This is a genomic window from Kroppenstedtia sanguinis (assembly GCF_050433445.1).
Classification (GTDB): Bacteria; Bacillota; Bacilli; order Thermoactinomycetales; family DSM-45169; genus Kroppenstedtia; species Kroppenstedtia sanguinis.
Genome location: NZ_JBNPXF010000001.1, coordinates 175,290 through 192,814 on the forward strand (window position 1 = coordinate 175,290; position 17,525 = coordinate 192,814).

At 45.1% G+C, this 17,525-nt stretch carries 7 protein-coding genes, 2 pseudogenes and 7 CRISPR repeat arrays; of the genes and pseudogenes, 8 read left to right on the forward strand and 1 reads right to left on the reverse strand.

The genetic code is table 11. From position 1 onward, the window contains the following. The 7 genes and pseudogenes from cas4 to JOD24_RS00855 form a co-directional block, all read left to right on the forward strand. Entirely contained in the window at nt 1–609 is a 609-nt protein-coding gene (gene cas4, locus JOD24_RS00825; RefSeq protein ID WP_429246124.1) for a CRISPR-associated protein Cas4, read from the forward strand. Further along, nucleotides 591–1,586 (forward strand): CRISPR-associated endonuclease Cas1, encoded by a 996-nt coding sequence (cas1, locus tag JOD24_RS00830; RefSeq protein ID WP_429246125.1) that lies wholly within the window; start codon nt 591–593, stop codon nt 1,584–1,586. Before cas4 ends, cas1 begins: the two co-directional genes overlap by 19 nt. A 3-nt stretch (nt 1,587–1,589) precedes the next feature. Beyond that, on the forward strand, nt 1,590–1,874 hold the full coding sequence (gene cas2 / locus JOD24_RS00835) for a CRISPR-associated endonuclease Cas2 (RefSeq protein ID WP_429246126.1): 285 nt from the start codon (nt 1,590–1,592) through the stop codon (nt 1,872–1,874). Nucleotides 1,875–2,186: 312 nt separating this feature from the next. Continuing rightward, nucleotides 2,187–2,705, forward strand: a complete 519-nt coding sequence (locus JOD24_RS00840; RefSeq protein ID WP_429246127.1) for a DUF3841 domain-containing protein — start codon at nt 2,187–2,189, stop codon at nt 2,703–2,705. 352 nt (nt 2,706–3,057) lie between these two features. After that, nucleotides 3,058–3,533: direct repeats of the CRISPR family, unit length 37 nt. A gap of 709 nt (nt 3,534–4,242) precedes the next feature. Further along, a CRISPR array of direct repeats spans nt 4,243–4,641; the repeat unit is 37 nt. Nucleotides 4,642–5,003: 362 nt separating this feature from the next. After that, a CRISPR array of direct repeats spans nt 5,004–5,340; the repeat unit is 37 nt. Nucleotides 5,341–5,717: 377 nt separating this feature from the next. Continuing rightward, nucleotides 5,718–6,413: direct repeats of the CRISPR family, unit length 37 nt; unit sequence GTAACAATGCAAAACACCTCAGTATGAGGATTGAAAC. Nucleotides 6,414–6,576: 163 nt separating this feature from the next. Then, a pseudogene (locus JOD24_RS00845) lies at nt 6,577–7,696 on the forward strand (IS3 family transposase). Between the two features lie 2,270 nt (nt 7,697–9,966). Then, nucleotides 9,967–10,770, forward strand: a complete 804-nt coding sequence (gene cas6, locus JOD24_RS00850; protein ID WP_429246128.1) for a CRISPR system precrRNA processing endoribonuclease RAMP protein Cas6 — start codon at nt 9,967–9,969, stop codon at nt 10,768–10,770. 368 nt (nt 10,771–11,138) lie between these two features. Next, nucleotides 11,139–11,693: a CRISPR direct-repeat array (repeat unit 37 nt; unit sequence GTAACAATGCAAAACACCTCAATAAGAGGATTGAAAC). A 367-nt stretch (nt 11,694–12,060) separates the two neighbouring features. Next, nucleotides 12,061–12,462: direct repeats of the CRISPR family, unit length 37 nt. A 365-nt stretch (nt 12,463–12,827) separates the two neighbouring features. Further along, nucleotides 12,828–13,805: direct repeats of the CRISPR family, unit length 37 nt. Nucleotides 13,806–14,890: 1,085 nt separating this feature from the next. Further along, nucleotides 14,891–15,067 (forward strand): annotated as a pseudogene (locus JOD24_RS00855) (sigma factor-like helix-turn-helix DNA-binding protein); the annotation flags it as partial. Between the two features lie 161 nt (nt 15,068–15,228). On the opposite strand, the gene JOD24_RS00860 reads toward JOD24_RS00855, so the two are convergent. Beyond that, nucleotides 15,229–16,632, reverse strand: coding sequence for a glycosyltransferase family 2 protein (locus tag JOD24_RS00860; RefSeq protein ID WP_488168467.1), 1,404 nt, complete (start codon nt 16,630–16,632; stop codon nt 15,229–15,231). Between JOD24_RS00860 and JOD24_RS00865 the strand changes: the two genes are divergently transcribed. Further along, nucleotides 16,612–17,298 (forward strand): iron chelate uptake ABC transporter family permease subunit, encoded by a 687-nt coding sequence (locus JOD24_RS00865; protein WP_429246130.1) that lies wholly within the window; start codon nt 16,612–16,614, stop codon nt 17,296–17,298. The two genes, JOD24_RS00860 and JOD24_RS00865, sit on opposite strands and share 21 nt — an antisense overlap. Nucleotides 17,299–17,525: the final 227 nt, after the last annotated feature.

Below are 17,525 nucleotides of genomic sequence, written 5' to 3' on the forward strand. Positions count from 1 at the left end.
ATGCCAACTGAGTTCCCCTGGGTAGAAGCCCATGCTATCAACACTTACGCCTACTGTCCACGGCGTTGTTATTACGAGTATGTGGAACGAGTGTTTTATCATAATCTCTACACCGTACATGGGAAACTTCTGCATCAACATGCGGATCGACCTGGACAAGAATATCGTGGGGAACGGCAATTGATTCGTTCCCTATTTTTCCGATCTGAAGCGCTAGGTTTGGTGGCAAGATGTGACATCGTCGAGGAAGAGAACGGCGAAATCTATCCCGTAGAATATAAACGCGGAAAAATGGCGGATTGGGAAAATAATGATATGCAACTGTGTGCCCAGGCACTACTCCTTGAAGAGTATATGGGATTCTCGGTTTCTACCGGCTACCTATTTTTCTATGGGTCCCAACGTCGGTTACAGGTGGATCTGGATGCAGATTTGAGAAAGAAAACTCTGAATGTGATTGAATCGATCCGTGAGCTCTATCAAAAATCCACACCACCGGATGGCATTGATGAGTGGTCCCGTTGTAAACATTGCAGCATGGTGGATTATTGCTTACCCCAAGATCGCAAAAAATTGAGAGGGAAAATTCAGTGGGAACGTTTTATTTGACCGAACCCTATTGTTTTGTCCGTAAAGAGTCCGAACGATTGAGGATTTATAAGGATCGTACATTGATCAAAGAGATTCGTGTCCATGACTTTGCCAGAATGTTTATTCATGAGTCCTCTACCCTCACGACCGATGCGCTACATTTACTGGCTGAAAAGGGCATAGATGTCGTATACTTTGCCGGGAATCGGATGGTAGGGCGGTTTGTCGGGACTGAAAATAAAAATGTTCGCTTACGGATTGCTCAAGTGGAAGCCCATTTATCTGAAGAAAAGAGCCTATATATTGCACGCCACATGGTTTTGGCGAAACTGAAAAACACCCGAACCAGTCTCCTGCGATTTGCACGTCGTCGTCAATTGGTTTTAGATACAGAAATCGATGATTTCAAACAGGCGATGGAGCAATGTTTGTCAGCTACAGACCTGGATCAATTACGGGGGATCGAAGGGATGGCTGCCAAAAAATATTTTCAAGCCTTCCCGGCTCTGCTGGATCCTAAAAGCGGATTTTCCTTTTCGGGAAGAAGTCGCCGCCCGGCCAGAGATCCGATCAACTCCCTTTTAAATTACGGTTATGCCCTACTGCGTGGGGAAATCACAGGTGCATTGCAGGCAGCGGGACTGGATCCCTACATTGGCTTTCTCCACAGGGAACGGTATGGACGGGAATCCTTGGCTTTGGACTTGATGGAAGAATTTCGCTCGATTCTGGTAGATAATCTGGTGATCAAGATCGTGAATCAAGGGACTTTGAAAATGAAAGATTTCCACGAAAATGAGGGAGAACCACGTCTGAAAGAGGAGGCTCGTAAGCGTTTTTTGCAGATCTATGATGCCCGTTGTCATGATGAAGTGTTCCATGAACTTTTGATGAGAAGAATGAGCTACCGGGAAGTATTACACAGACAAGCCATCTTATTAGCTAAATACATCAAAGGAGAAACCGAAGAGTACTATCCGTTTTTAGCCAAGTAGGAGGTGAGATCCATCAAGCGGATTGTCAGCTATGATATTGGCAATGACCGGAGACGAACCCAAGTGTTTAAGTTGTTAAAGGACCGTGGACAGTGGATCCAATACTCTGTCTTTGAAATCGATTGTGAAGAGAAGGATTGGTTGCAGTTAGAGTTTCTCCTTCGGGGAATGATTCGAGAGAAGGATTCCCTGTGTGTGTATACCCTCTGCCAATCCTGTTGCCAACGAGCCTATTACACAGGCGGATTACGCTATCGCTTGGAAGAAGAACAAAATCATATTCTTTAAGCCAAGATCCTATTTTCCGAACACCCACCGCTGGGGTCGGAACCGGAGGGTGTTCGGAAAATGCTATTTCAATAAAAACCTCATGGGATCAACGCACCTCAATCAGAGGATTGAACCAACTACCAAATCATCTTTCCGAGCCTTAGTCAAGCAATTACGCCAAACACCTTCGTATGAGGATGAAAACCGAGGAAGTCTCGGCCTGCAAGTATTTTCTCGATTCACAATCACCCATTGAAATGAGGAGCTCACCATTTGAATGGGGATGTAGTTCACTAGATGAATAAATCATCATGTTAGAGGTGGAAGCTATTGTCTATTTTCTATACGATCCAAACCAAGGAAGCATGGATTCAATTTCAAAAAGATGGCTATTTAGTAGGGTCCAAAGAATATGTTTGGGATGAATTCCTTGAACATTACCATTGGATGATGAAACAGATGACCATACGTTTGCCTCGATATAAAGGTGAATATCCCATCTGGCTATATACGCAATTTCCAGATCATTATCGCTATAGCGGGAGGGCTGGCTTGGCATGTGTTCTATTGGAAGTGGAGCTTCAGGCGGAAGATGTGTTAATCTCCGATTTCGAAGTTTGGCATTGTGTGTTAAATCATTGGTATGCTCTTTGGGATCATGAAGATGAAGATCATCCGCCTCTTTCCATGGAAGAGTCCTGGGAACGGATTTTTGAATTGGAACGATTGCAATCAGATCCTATGTGGGAAACAAGCACTCCCATGTATCAAGGAGTAACGGGCAAAATTCCGATCGACCAAGTGCGATCTGTAACAGAGTTCATCGCAGAAGAAGAAGACCTGGACTAAGTCCGCTTTTGGGAAAGTGTTCGGAAAGGGGAGCTGGGTCCTAGGCATATCAAGGGGAGGAACCCCTGCATTTCGTGCCCATGAGAAAGAGGAGTATTAGGAACAAGCGTGGAAATATAAGAGAAGTGGATCATGACAAGATGTGATCATGCATCAATCTTTTCCGAACACCTGATGCTTCGGCTTAACCCCAGAGGGTGTTCGGAAAGGGTGAAAGCCTTGGGAGACAAGGGATTGAGGATTTATCCGGTAGAGAGATGTCGGTTTTTTGACCCGAAAATGCTTCTGAAATCGAAGGTGTTCGGAAATGGAAGCTGAAGCCTAGGCGTAGCAAGGGGTTTGAACCCCCGCCGTAACAATCGAATACACCTCAGTGAGAGGATTGAAACGAAAGGGATTTGGAGAAGAAAGTAGATCAGGGCGGTAACAATCGAATACACCTCAGTGAGAGGATTGAAACCCTTGGCCAAAAGCGAGGTGAAGAAAGACGAGTGGCGTAACAATCGAATACACCTCAGTGAGAGGATTGAAACTTGTGACTGTTAAGGAAGCGGAAGAATGCTGGGGTGTAACAATCGAATACACCTCAGTGAGAGGATTGAAACCGATGAACTCGCGTTCTACCCGATCCCCGAAGGGTTCTGTAACAATCGAATACACCTCAGTGAGAGGATTGAAACTCAAGCACAGTTTGAAGAAGTGGAAAAACTGACAGATACGTAACAATCGAATACACCTCAATATTAGGATTGAAACCCAGCTCATCGCCTGCATCGGCTCCCTGGTATTCGTAACAATGCTAAACACCTCAATAAGAGGATTGAAACCCCAGTGTCTCAGTAAAAAACACTGGATCTCTCAGTGTAACAATGCCAAACACCTCAACATTTCACTTTTAAATTTGCTGGCTGCTGTACAGATTCAGGAGGAAGTTGGGAAGTCAGTGTAGAAATTTAAAGGGGTGGATTATGACAGGGAGTGATCATGCATCATCAATCTTTTCCGAACACCTGATGCTTCGGCTTAACCCCAGGGGGTGTTCGGAAATGCCGAAAGCCTTGGAAGACAAGGTGTTGAGGATTTATCCGAAAGAATGATGTCCGCTTTTTGAGCTGAAAATGCCTCTGAAATCCGAGGTGTTCGGAAATGAAGTCTGGAACCCAGTCATATCAAGGGTTTGAACCTCCCGCCGTAACAATGATAAACACCTCAGTATGAGGATTGAAACATACATCGAACAGCTCCGCGATTTCACCCTGGGTGTAACAATGATAAACACCTCAGTATGAGGATTGAAACCCCTGCCGCCCGTTGTAGGTATTCGATCATTTCCGTAACAATGATAAACACCTCAGTATGAGGATTGAAACGGAGGATTGATCATTCTGGGCCCCCCAAGCCAGATGGTAACAATGATAAACACCTCAGTATGAGGATTGAAACGTTGGCCCCGCTGGAAGCCAAAGTAACAATGATAAACACCTCAATATGAGGATTGAAACAGCCGGGATCTTGGCCGAGGCCTTTCTGACGTGGCGTAACAATGCTAAACACCTCAATATGAGGATTGAAACTTTGCCCGACTCGCTCTCGGGTTTCCCCTTGAAAGTAACAATGCTAAACACCTCAATATGAGGATTGAAACCGATGTCCTGCACATATGGAAGCACAGCGGAAATCTGTAACAATGCTAAACACCTCAATATGAGGATTGAAACCTTTCCGGAACTCACTATAGGGAGGTAAGACTCCGTAACAATGCTAAACACCTCAATATGAGGATTGAAACTTTGGCATATCAGACCGCTACAGTCCGTGAACTTATGTAACAATGCAATACACCTCAGTATGAGGATTGAAACTGCATTTTCAAAAACAACCCAATCCGATGGATTATTGTAACAATGCAATACACCTCAGTATGAGGATTGAAACGTTCGAAAGGGAGACAACCGATTGATCAGGGAGTCGTAACAATTCCAAACACCTCAACATTTCGCTTTTAAATTTGCTGGCTGCTGTACAGATTCAGAAGGAAGTTGGGAAGTCAGTATAGAAATCTAAAGGAGCGGATTATGACAGGATGGGAACATGCATCATCAATCTTTTCCGAACACCCTATGCTTCGGCTGAGAGCCAGGGGGTGTTCGGAAACGCCGAAAGCCTTGGGAGACAAGGTGTTGAGGGTTTATCCGAAAGAATGTTGTCAGCTTTTTGACCTGAAAATGCCTCTGAAATCCGAGGTGTTCGGAAATGGAGTCTGGATCACAGTCATATCAAGGGTTTAAACCTCCCGCTGTAACAATGTAAAACACCTCAGTATGAGGATTGAAACTTCTATGACATCGCCCATCACGATAATCCGGCTATTCTGTAACAATGTAAAACACCTCAGTATGAGGATTGAAACGATGATCTGAAAGTACATACTCCGCTTAAACTCGCTAGGTAACAATGTAAAACACCTCAGTATGAGGATTGAAACATGTTGAAAATAGCCGGATCGGTCTTCCCAAACTCAAGTAACAATGTAAAACACCTCAGTATGAGGATTGAAACGATATAACTAGGATTGAAGAGATCGAAACGACGCAAAAGTAACAATGCAAAACACCCCAGTATGAGGATTGAAACCGCCTTCCCCTCAGGATCCGCCCCGCCGGATTCTGTAACAATGCAAAATACCTTGGTGATTTCGCTCTCTATGTGTTGATTACTGATATTTGACTCTTATTTTGTGTGCATAGAAAAGAGGAGTATTCGAAGTCAGCGTGGAAATATAGAGATGTGATCATGTAAAGGGATCCAGCATGTCATTCTCTTGCGAACACCCTATGCCTCGGCTAAGAGCCGGGAGGTGTTCGCAAATGGTGAAAGCCTTGGGAGACAAGGGATTGAGGATTTATCCAGAAGAATGATGTCCGCTTTTTGACCCGAAAATGCCTCTGAAATCCGAGGTGTTCGGAAATGGAATCTGGAACCAAGTCATATCAAGGGTTTGAACCCCCCGCCGTAACAATGCAAAACACCTCAGTATGAGGATTGAAACGCTGTCGAGCAGGATTTCCGCGCAAGGATTAAGTCCGTAACAATGCAAAACACCTCAGTATGAGGATTGAAACTACTGAACGCAACATATTGAGAACGGAGTGAGTTTAAGTAACAATGCAAAACACCTCAGTATGAGGATTGAAACTGAACCTGGGTCCATCCCCACCTATATGGATATCGTAACAATGCAAAACACCTCAGTATGAGGATTGAAACATCTTTCCTTTGTTAGGGTTACATTGTTTCGATTTTGGTAACAATGCAAAACACCTCAGTATGAGGATTGAAACGGGTGCAATCAAGAGTGGTATTGGAAAGTCGGTCAGTGTAACAATGCAAAACACCTCAGTATGAGGATTGGAACCTTCCCCTCCCGGATCCGTCCCGCCAGATCCTGCTGTAACAATCGAATACACCTCAATAAGAGGATTGAAACCAAAGCATGACCCGGCGGCTCCAGTCCTTACGCTGGGGTAACAATCGAATACACCTCAATAAGAGGATTGAAACTTCTGGATGAACTCGATGGACGACGTTTCCGGATTCGGTAACAATGCCAAACACCTCAATAAGAGGATTGAAACAACTTGGGCATTTTCAATTCCAATCTCGCTCAAGAAGTAACAATGCAGAACACCTCAATAAGAGGATTGAAACGTCTCGATCTGAGCATAGGCGGTCATAAACAGGAAGGTAACAATGCCAAACACCTCAACATTTCACTTTTAAATTCTGGCTGCTGTACAGATTCAGGAGGAAGTTGGGAAGTATAATGGACCCAAGATTTTAGACACGAAAAGGGAGATGTTAAGGTAGGCATATGAAACGTAAAAGATATACACCCGAATTCAAATCGCAAATCGTGTTGGAAATCTTGAAGGAAGAAAAGACAATGAGTCAAATTGCTTTGGAACACGGAATCCATGTGAACTAGCTTCATAAGTGGAAAACACATTTCCTTCAAGAAATGCCACAGATCTTTAACAAACAAAACAAGGATCAGGAAAAAATGAAGGCCGACTATGGAGAAAGGCTGGAAAACCTCTACGCGGAAGTCGGAAAATTAACCACGCAACTGTCGTGGATCAAAAAAAAATCTAGCATCTACCGCGACTAGACAAGAACGCATGGAGATGGTGGACTGGGAAGCCCCTAAGCTTCCTATCTCCGAACAGGCCGAACTACTGGGAATCAATCGATCCAGTCTTTACTATAAGCCTGTTCAGCCGTCACCTGAAGAGGTTGCTATTAAACACCGGATTGATGAGATCTATACCAAATTTCCGTTTTACGGTTCACGCAGGATTACCGAAAAATTAAAGAATGAAGGAGTGAACATCAACCGCAAAAGGGTACAGCGCCACATGCGTGAAATGGGTATACAAGCCATTTATCCAGGTCCTAATCTAAGTAAACGCAATCTGCAGTACCGTGTTTATCCATATCTACTGAAAGGAGTGACGATTACCCATCCCAATCAAGTCTGGAGCATTGACATTACGTACATTCGCTTACAAAATAGCTGGATGTATTTAACAGCCATTATCGATTGGTATTCTCGCTATATTATCAGCTGGGAATTGGAGCAAACGTTAGAAATGGGCTTTGTTTTGAATGCCGTTCAACGTGCATTCACGATAGGGACACCCGAAATATTCAATAGTGATCAGGGCAGTCATTTTACCAGTTCCAAATATATTAATCTCTTAAATGAACAGCCATCCATCCAAATCAGCATGGACAGCAGGGGCCGGGCATTGGATAATATTATGATAGAGCGCTTTTGGCGAAGTCTTAAATACGAAGAGGTCTATTTAAAGGACTATGGCACACCAAGAGAAGCAAGGAAAAACATAAGAGATTATATGGACCTTTATAATCATGATCGGCCTCATCAGTCGTTGGATTATAAAACACCGAGTACCATCTATTTTGAATAGGTCACGATTCTTCCCATCTTTGAGCAATTATCTTTCCTATATCAGGACCTATCAAGGGAAAGTACGCCCTTGACAGAACCTGATATTGATACCTCTTCCACCCAAGGCTGTTGCGAAGCCAGCAACGTAACAATGCAAAACACCTCAGTATGAGGATTGAAACTGTTGTCTTCGCTTGGTCGTATCGTCATAGCGAACGTAACAATGCAAAACACCTCAGCGGTTTCGCTTTCCGCGTGTCGGCTACTTGTTTGATCCTCGTTTTGTATCCATCTGACTCAGGTTCATTGTATGAAAGAATCGTTTTTGAAAAGAGGAATATGGGAAGTCGGCCTAGAAACTTTAGAAGGATGATCATGAGAAGGATGATCATGAATGGGATCGATCATGGGGCCATTCATTTCCGAACACCCGATGCTTCGGCTGAGAGCCGGGAGGTGTTCGGAAATGTCCAAACCCTTGGGGGACAAGGGATTGGGGATTTATCCGGTAGAGCGATGTCGGCCTTTTGGCCCGAAAATGCTTCTGAAATCGTAGGTGTTCGGAAATGGAAGCTGAAGCCTAGGCATAACAAGGGTTTCAACCCCCCGCGTAACAATGCTAAACACCTCAGTGAGAGGATTGAACTTTTTCGTCAATTCCGCTAAGTATTGAAGTGAGCCGTAACAATGCTAAACACCTCAGTGAGAGGATTGAACTCCGCGATTTCAGCGGAAAAGCACTTTTTACGAAGGGTAACAATGCTAAACACCTCAGTGAGAGGATTGAAACCCCGAGACGAGGAACGAATTGATTCGATCCTGGATTAGTAACAATGCTAAACACCTCAATGAGAGGATTGAAACTTTTTCGTAGGTGTTCCCCCGACTCATTTTTGAGTAACAATGCTAAACACCTCAGTATGAGGGATGAAACTTGGCTCAGTGAACAAGAAGTATAAGGAAGCCAGCTTAACAACGCAAAACACCTGGCGGCCTCGGTAGCTTTCCACTCAACAGGTCAGCTTCTGTTTGGCCCTTGTTTTGTGTCTATCTGACACCTGTTCCTTGGATCAAAGAATTTGAAAAGAGGAGTATTCGAAGTCCGCGTGGAAATATAGAGGGGATGATGTAAAAGGGATCCATCCTGGGTTCTGTTTTTCCGAACACCTGATGCTTCGGCTTAACCCCAGGGGGTGTTCGGAAACGCCGAAATCCTTGGGAGACAAGGGACTGAGGATTTATCCGAAAGAATGTTGTCCGCTTTTTGAGCTGAAAATGCCTCTGAAATCCGAGGTGTTCGGAAATGGAGTCTGGATCCCAGTCATATCAAGGGTTTGAACCTCCCGCGTAACAATGATAAACACCTCAATAAGAGGATTGAAACAACATGTGGGGTTTGGGCCAGATAAGCCCTTTAGGGTAACAATGATAAACACCTCAATAAGAGGATTGAAACCCCTTTGGGATGATTTTAGTATTGATTTTCATTCGGTAACAATGATAAACACCTCAATAAGAGGATTGAAACGGCCGTGATCTCTCAGGGAAGCGGAAACAGAAATGGTTTGTAAGTAACAATGATAAACACCTCAATAAGAGGATTGAAACTTTCAACTCAGAATAATTGCAACAATCGACACCGTAACAATGAAAAACACCTTGGTGATTTCGCTCTCTATGTGTTGATTACTGATATTTGACTCTTATTTTGTGTGCATAGAAAAGAGGAGTATTCGAAGTCAGCGTGGAAATATAGAGATGTGATCATGTAAAGGGATCCAGCATGTCATTCTTTTGCGAACACCTCATGTCTCGGCTAAGAGCCGGGAGATGTTCGCAAATGGTGAAAGCCTTGGGAGACAAGGGATTGAGGATTTATCCCGTAGAGCGATGTCGGCCTTTTGACCCGAAAATTCCTCTGAGTAACAATGCAATACACCTCAGTATGAGGATTGAAACCATTCTGAGTTGAAAAAACCGGCTCCAGTGCAGGGTAACAATGCAATACACCTCAGTATGAGGATTGAAACTTGGGGGCCGACGAATCAGAGCGCTTTATGCACTGTAACAATGCAATACACCTCAGTATGAGGATTGAAACTTTGGGGTCAAAGATTAATCCCTTCGCTCCCCGTTGGAGTAACAACGATAAACACCTCAGTAAGAGGATTGAAACGGGAGGCTACGCCTCAGGGTCTGGGCTGGGTGATTGAAACTAGTTGCAGGGAGCCCATCCCGGCAAGCCTTGGTCAGTGAATACTCTATGAAATTGAAAATGGGGGTGATCGGATGTATCGATTACATGTACAGGTTCAATCGGAGAGCCGGGTGAATCAGCGGTGGGTTTTGTCGCGGAGGTTGCATGGGTTTATACTGCGGATGATTCAAAATCAGGATCCGCAACTTTCGGAATGGCTGCATAATCGAAAGGATCGTCAGATGTTTTCGATCCACTCTTCTTTTCGGGAAGGGGAACTATGTATTCAAACACCGAGTCCAGAAGTGATCAGCTCTTTGCAACAGTCTCTGTTACAACAATCCGCTGTTGTTCTTGGAGACTGGAAGGGGCGGATTCAAGAAATCCATACTCGTAAATTTACCCAAGAAGATCTGTTGCGGGACTTTTCTACCCAGATTACTTTTCACTTTCATACTCCTACGACCTTTTACCAATGGGGGAACTATTACCCGATGCCGGAGTTGCAGCGATTGTTCGCCAGTGGGGCCAAGTCTTTTGAGATGGCTGGAAATCCGAAAGTGCCTTGGGAGGAGATTGAGCCGCTGACGCGGAAGGTGCGCGTGGAGCATTTGGATATTACCACCCAACGTGCGGATTTTGGCAAATTCAAAGTGATTGGTTTTTGTGGTTCATTGGTACTCAGTCTCAAAGCGCTATCCGCTGAGGAGCAAAAACGGATGTGGTTGTTGGCTCGTTATGGTTCCATCATGGGATTTGGGTACAAAACGGCCTGGGGCCTGGGACAGACATCGATGGAGGAACGATCCCATTTCCGAACACGAACCGCCGCTTCCAGACAAGAGCGGAAAGGATTCGAAAATGGCAAATGCAAAACGCCTCCGTATGAGGATTGAAGCCGCCTCCCCATCAGGATCCGCCCCGCCGGATTCTGTAACAATGCAAAACACCTTGGTGGTTTTGTTGATTACTGATTTGACTCTTGTTTTGTGTGTATAGAAAAGAGGAGTATTCGAAGTCAGCGTGGAAATATAGAGAGGTGATCATGTAAAGGGATCCAGCATGTCATTCTTTTGCGAACACCCCATGCCTCGACTGAGAGCCGGGAGGTGTTCGCAAATGGCGGAAGCCTTGGGGGACAAGGGATTGAGGATATGTCAAGAAAAATGATGTCCGCTTTTTGACCCGAAAATTCCTCTAATATCCGAGGTGTTCGGAAATGAAGTCTGGAACCCAGTCATATCAAGGGTTTGAACCCCCCGCCGTAACAATGCAAAACACCTCAATAAGAGGATTGAAACTGAAGGATGTATTGCGTCGCGGATTTGATCTGGTATTGGGGTAACAATGCAAAACACCTCAATAAGAGGATTGAAACCATCCCCCGCTCCACATCCGCTTTGGAAACGTGGATGTGTAACAATGCAAAACACCTCAATAAGAGGATTGAAACAAAGTGGACAGGGGAAAGATCGGATCAAAAATTTAACGTAACAATGCAAAACACCTCAATAAGAGGATTGAAACCGAGAAGACACCTGGTTTGCCGGTAAAGCCCGCAAAGAGTAACAATGCAAAACACCTCAATAAGAGGATTGAAACTCCGGTTGCTCAGGCTGTTCCGGCTGCTCGGGTTCCGTAACAATGCAAAACACCTCAATAAGAGGATTGAAACCTATTACTTATGCTTGCATCTATGCTTGTATGATGTAACAATGCAAAACACCTCAATAAGAGGATTGAAACGTCGTATCCTTCTACCTTCTCCTTCACCTCAAAGAGTAACAATGCAAAACACCTCAATAAGAGGATTGAAACCCGGTTGCTCCGGCTGCTCCTGTCCTGGAGGTACACGTAACAATGCAAAACACCTGGCGGCCTTGGTAGCTTTCCACTCCACAGGTCGGCTCCTGTTTCGCAAAGAAGAGTATTTGAAGCCCGCGTGGAAATATAGAGGGAGGTGATCGTAAAAGGGATCCATCCTGGGTTGTGTTTTTCCGAACACCTTATGCTTTGGCTGAGAGCCGGGAGGTGTTCGCAAACGTCGAAAGCCTTGGGGGGCAAGGGATTGGGGATTCATCGGGTAGAGCGATGTCGGTTTTTTGACCCGAAAATACCTCTGAAATCGGAGGTATTCGGAAATGGAAGCTGAAGCCTAGGCGTAGCAAAGGGTTTGAACCCCCGCCGTAACAATGCTAAACACCTCAGTGAGAGGATTGAAACAAACTCAACGCCTCTCCAATTACCATCCATAGAAGTAACAATGCTAAACACCTCAGTGAGAGGATTGAAACAAAATAGGTCGTCAGGTACTTAAAAACATCCCGCTGTAACAATGCTAAACACCTCAGTGAGAGGATTGAAACTGGGGTATCATTTAGGGTGTCGTTTGGGGTATCATCGTAACAATGCTAAACACCTCAGTGAGAGGATTGAAACTCCTCCCCCGGATCGCTCCGCCTCGATCAGCATCAGTAACAATGCTAAACACCTCAGTGAGAGGATTGAAACGGTTGAGTTCCACTACTTTTTCCGTTGTGGCACCGGTTTGTAACAATGCTAAACATCTCAGTGAGAGGATTAAAACAGCAAGGTACTTAACTTTTCAGGAGTACCCCATTTTACGTAACAAAGCTAAACACCTCAACATTTCACTTTTAAAATTGCTGGCTGCTGTACAGATTCAAGAGGAAGTTGGGAAGTCAGTGTAGAAATTTAAAGGAGCGGATTATGACAGGATGGGATCATGCATCATCAATCTTTTCCGAACACCTGATGCTTCGGCTTAACCCCAGGGGGTGTTCGGAAATGCCAAAATCCTTGGAAGACAAGGTGTTGAGGATTTATCCGAAAGAATGATGTCCGCTTTTTGACCCGAAAATGCCTCTGAAATCCGAGGTGTTCGGAAATGAAGTCTGGAACCCAGTCATATCAAGGGTTTGACCCCCCCGCCGTAACAATGCTAAACACCTCAGTATGAGGATTGAAACAAGTTTAATGATTTCCTTCATCAGTGATATCGAGGTAACAATGCTAAACACCTCAGTATGAGGATTGAAACGGTTTGCGGACCAGCGTCGCGGGAAGAGGTTCTGGAGTAACAATGCTAAACACCTCAGTATGAGGATTGAAACATTTTGTCTTAAGGGAAGGACTTTCACGTCCCAAGTAACAATGCTAAACACCTCAGTATGAGGATTGAAACGAAAATACAGCGAATAGTTCGACGGGGGAATATCGGAGTAACAATGCTAAACACCTCAGTATGAGGATTGAAACCGAATTTGCCCAAATTCTTTCGGAAAAAGTATTGCAGTAACAATGCTAAACACCTCAGTATGAGGATTGAAACTTCTCTTTCTTACACTCACCTGCCGGAACGTTCATGTAACAATGCTAAACACCTCAGTATGAGGATTGAAACGGATCGGCATGAATGGGCGGTATCCAATCCGGCGGGTAACAATGCTAAACACCTCAGTATGAGGATTGAAACTTTCATTCTTTATCTTTGCAAGCAGTAGCTCAGGTAACAATGCTAAACACCTCAGTATGAGGATTGAAACTCAACAAAGGGAACCTCTTGAAATCCTTATCCTTTCCGTAACAATGCTAAACACCTCAGTATGAGGATTGAAACCGCTGGGTCTCCGTTTTTGTGGTTGCTGTATTTCAGTAACAACGATAAACACCTCAGTATGAGGATTGAAACGCCCATATGTCGGTAGGGACGAACGATGCCCCCGTTGTAACAAAGCAAAACACCTCAATAAGAGGATTGAAACTATTTTATTTTGAGGGGAGAAATTGAAAGTGGAAAAGTAACAATGCAAAACACCTCAGTATGAGAATTGAAACTTCTTGAGGTAGGACGATTCCGGATGTTGTGTTTGGTAACAACGATAAACACCCCAATATGAGGATTGAAACGATATCCCGGAGAAAGCATTCACCTTCCCTGAGCAAGGGTAACAAAGCAAAACACCTGGTGGCCTCAGTAGCTTTCCGCTCCACAGGTCGGCTCCTGTTTCGCCCTTGTTTTGTGTCCATCTGACACCTGTTCCTAAGAGCAAAGAATTTGAAAAGAGGAGTATTTGAAGCCCGTGTGGAAATATAGAGGGAGGTGATCGTAAAAGGGATCCATCCTGGGTTGTGTTTTTCCGAACACCTTATGCTTTGGCTGAGAGCCGGGAGGTGTTCGCAAACGTCGAAAGCCTTGGGGGACAAGGGATTGAGGATTTGTCCAGAAGAATGATGTCCGCTTTTTGACCCGAAAATGCCTCTGAAATCCGAGGTGTTCGGAAATGAAGTCTGGAACCCAGTCATATCAAGGGTTTGAACCCCCCCCGCCGTAACAATGCAAAACACCTCAGTATGAGGATTGAAACGCTATGAAAATAACGAAGGCCGACGGATAAAGATGTAACAATGCAAAACACCTCAGTATGAGGATTGAAACGCATGGGCTGTCTCAACGCCCATGCAGTAAAATAAGTAACAACGATAAACACCTCAGTATGAGGATTGAAACAGTAAGTCATCAGGATTATCGATTTCTGGGAAGTGGGTAACAACGATAAACACCTCAGTATGAGGATTGAAACCTTGAGGCACTCAGCCTCAAAGCGTTATCCGCTGGGGAGTAAAAACGGATGTGATTGTTGGCTACCTATAGTTCTCTCATGGGATTTGGGTAAAAGCCTTGGGTCCCAGGGGATGGAGATTTAACATTGACACCTTGCTATGAGGATGAAACGATCGCACTTACCCCCTTTCTTCTCTTGAAAGGGGGTATGTTCTTGAACTCACATTTATTTTTGGAACAGAAATGAAACCCATCTGAGGGGGAGGATCGCCAGAGGGGTCTGTCTCTTCTTTTTTTAAAGGAAACTCTGTGGAAGGACTTTTGGGGATGATTTTCTACCGTACAGGCACGCGCCTGCCAGTTCCTTCATTATGATGATAGACGGTTCAATTGAAGATTGAGAAGAGCAAATTCACGACCATCTTTACATTCTGAATGAGCGGGAACAGAATGTGATTCGGAATCGGTTTGGCCTGTCAGGAGGCAAAGAGAAGACCCAGCGGGAATTTGCAAAGGAACTGGGCATCTCCCGCTTCTATGTCTCTCGCATTGAAAAAAGAGCCTTGATCAAATTGTTCCACGAATTTTATCGGGTGGGATTTCAATGAAAAAGGGAGTATTCATGAATGGATAGAGAAAATGAGGTTTTCAATCACTAGCCGGGATTCCCGGCTTTTTTGTGCCGGAGGAACTCACTGAATTGCATAAGATAATCCCGATCCTGCCGAGCAAAAACCACAACAGATCATGGATCCTCCTTTGCCCGCTTTTATGCTCCTCTTTTTAGAATTTCAACTTTAGGACCCGTGTGGTCCTCATCATACCAGGCGATTCGGGTCTTTGACAGGCTATCCTGTAAGATTAGCCGCAACCCTTTTAAGGTCCCAAAGAAGCGGACAAAAGCGAGATATGGCTGGTACACCAGGGAAAAGAGAGGTAGGAGATACCAATATTCCGCTCCCTGTTTTGAATAGGCCACGGGAGTCACGATTGCTATTGTCAGCCCGGTTATACCTAGATGAATCACTGAAAAGAGACCGAAAAGATAGAGCGATTCAAGAGTGACCCCCTTCATAAGGATTGCGCCGGTCGCCTTAATCGCGATCCCTACAAACGCCTGGTAAGTCTGGATCAATTTCATCGGTAGCCCTATGAGGCCAACCAACCCGCTCCGCCCGATCTTTTTGTCACCTATGTATCTCCGATGTACAAACAGACAGATCACACCGAGCAGGTTCCAAATATATCTCTGCTTGGTAAGCTGCCTGAGATTTTTTGGCGCATCTGTAAGGCTGATGGCGCGAGGGTTGACCGCTACCTTTCCCATTCGATGCATCTTCAATGTGATTTCCATATCTTCGCTAATGTTCGGGTTGGTGTGATACCCGCCCATTGCCCGGAGTGCGTCTGTCTGGAAAGCCGATATAGCGCCAGAACAACACAGAACGCTTTGGTACACAAACTGACTTCTCCGATCCAGCTCCATCGCGAAAAAGTAATCAATCGCTTGCAACTTTTCCAAAATCGTTGTGGGGTTTACAACCCGTACGTTGCAACATGTGGCAACCGCTTCTCCGGTGGCGATGGGGGTCACTGCTTCCTCAATTGCCGTTGGGGATCCCAGTTGGGTATCTGCATCTAACCGAACTATGATCGGGTATTTTGCAAGGGAAATCCCGTAGTTCAAAGCTTCGCTGATAGGGTTGTATCCGCGACGGGTGAGGGTAGAGGCAGCTCTTACTTCGGGGTGTTCTTTCTCTAATCTTTGCAAGATCCGAAATGTATCGTCTGTGCTGTTGTTTTCGACTGCCATGATTTCCATAGGGCGGTTCACTTTTTGAGCGAGGATGGATTTAATGGCGTCCTCGATGGTTTCCTCCTCATTGTAGCAGGGGAGGATCACTGAGACACCCTCTGTGCGATCTCTATGGTTGGGCGGCTTGTATCTGTTTCTACGTTGCTTCTCTTTCCGTCCGCTGACAAATACAGATAGCGGACGGAATAGGAACCAGAACAGAGAAAATGCCACGAAAAAAATCAAGGTAAAGAAGCTTATGAACTCCCAAATGAACACAAAAAAAGAACCAATCATAGTTTTTATTCTCCTATAAAGACTATATTTTCCTTCATAACTATAATTCGGATCTATTCCATGTTTTGTGTCCACTTTCATCTATTTCCTTCTTCTATTGATTCCCGGCGGGAGACCACGGTGTCGGTTTGGACTTTGGTTTGTCATCATTCGATGGTCACATCTCAGGCGTGTCCATTATCCATATTTTGGGTGGGGAGATCGTGTTCTACCACGCTCTCAGGGGCGATGATCATCCTCATTTCCTCAGCGGAACGGGAGAAGGTTGATTTTATCGCGAAATGGCTGACCGGATCCGTTTGGGGAGTGGATTGGCCTTTTGTATGGGCGATTTTGCCATGGATCTTGATCTTGGTTCCATTTGTCCGGATCAAATCGAATCAACAGAATCTCCTCTCCATGGATGAGCCGGTGGCGATTGGAGTGAGCCTTCAGATGAACCGGGAACGCCTCCTCCTGCTCGCTGCCGTCGCCTTGGCAGCCGCGGCGACATCTGTGACGAGAGGCATCGCCTTTGTCGGGCTGATGGCGCCCCATTTGGCCAAAGCTGTCATCGGACACCGAACACAATTGTATCTGCCGCTCTGTCTGTTGCTCGGTGGCTGGTTATTGCTGGTGGCAGATACCATCGGTCGAAACATGGTCGTCCCAGAGGGGATCCCTGCCAGAGTCATCGTGTCGATGATTGGTGCTCCTTACTTCATCTATCTGTTGTTCAAAAGGACGAGTCGATGGGGAGAGGGATGAGAACAGGGCGGTCATATCCTGGTCTTCATCGACTGACAGATGATGCCCTACTTGGATGCGGCCATCGTTGACACATTTGGACATAGAAACGCTGGCTCTCTGTACGTTAAAGGAGCCAGCGCGATTTTACCCAGGTGGTCCTACATTCCAGGGATCACCTTTTTCGTTTGTGAACAGCTTAGTATCAAAGTGGTAGGTTGTTCTAAGGTTCAAAATTCGTAAGCAAA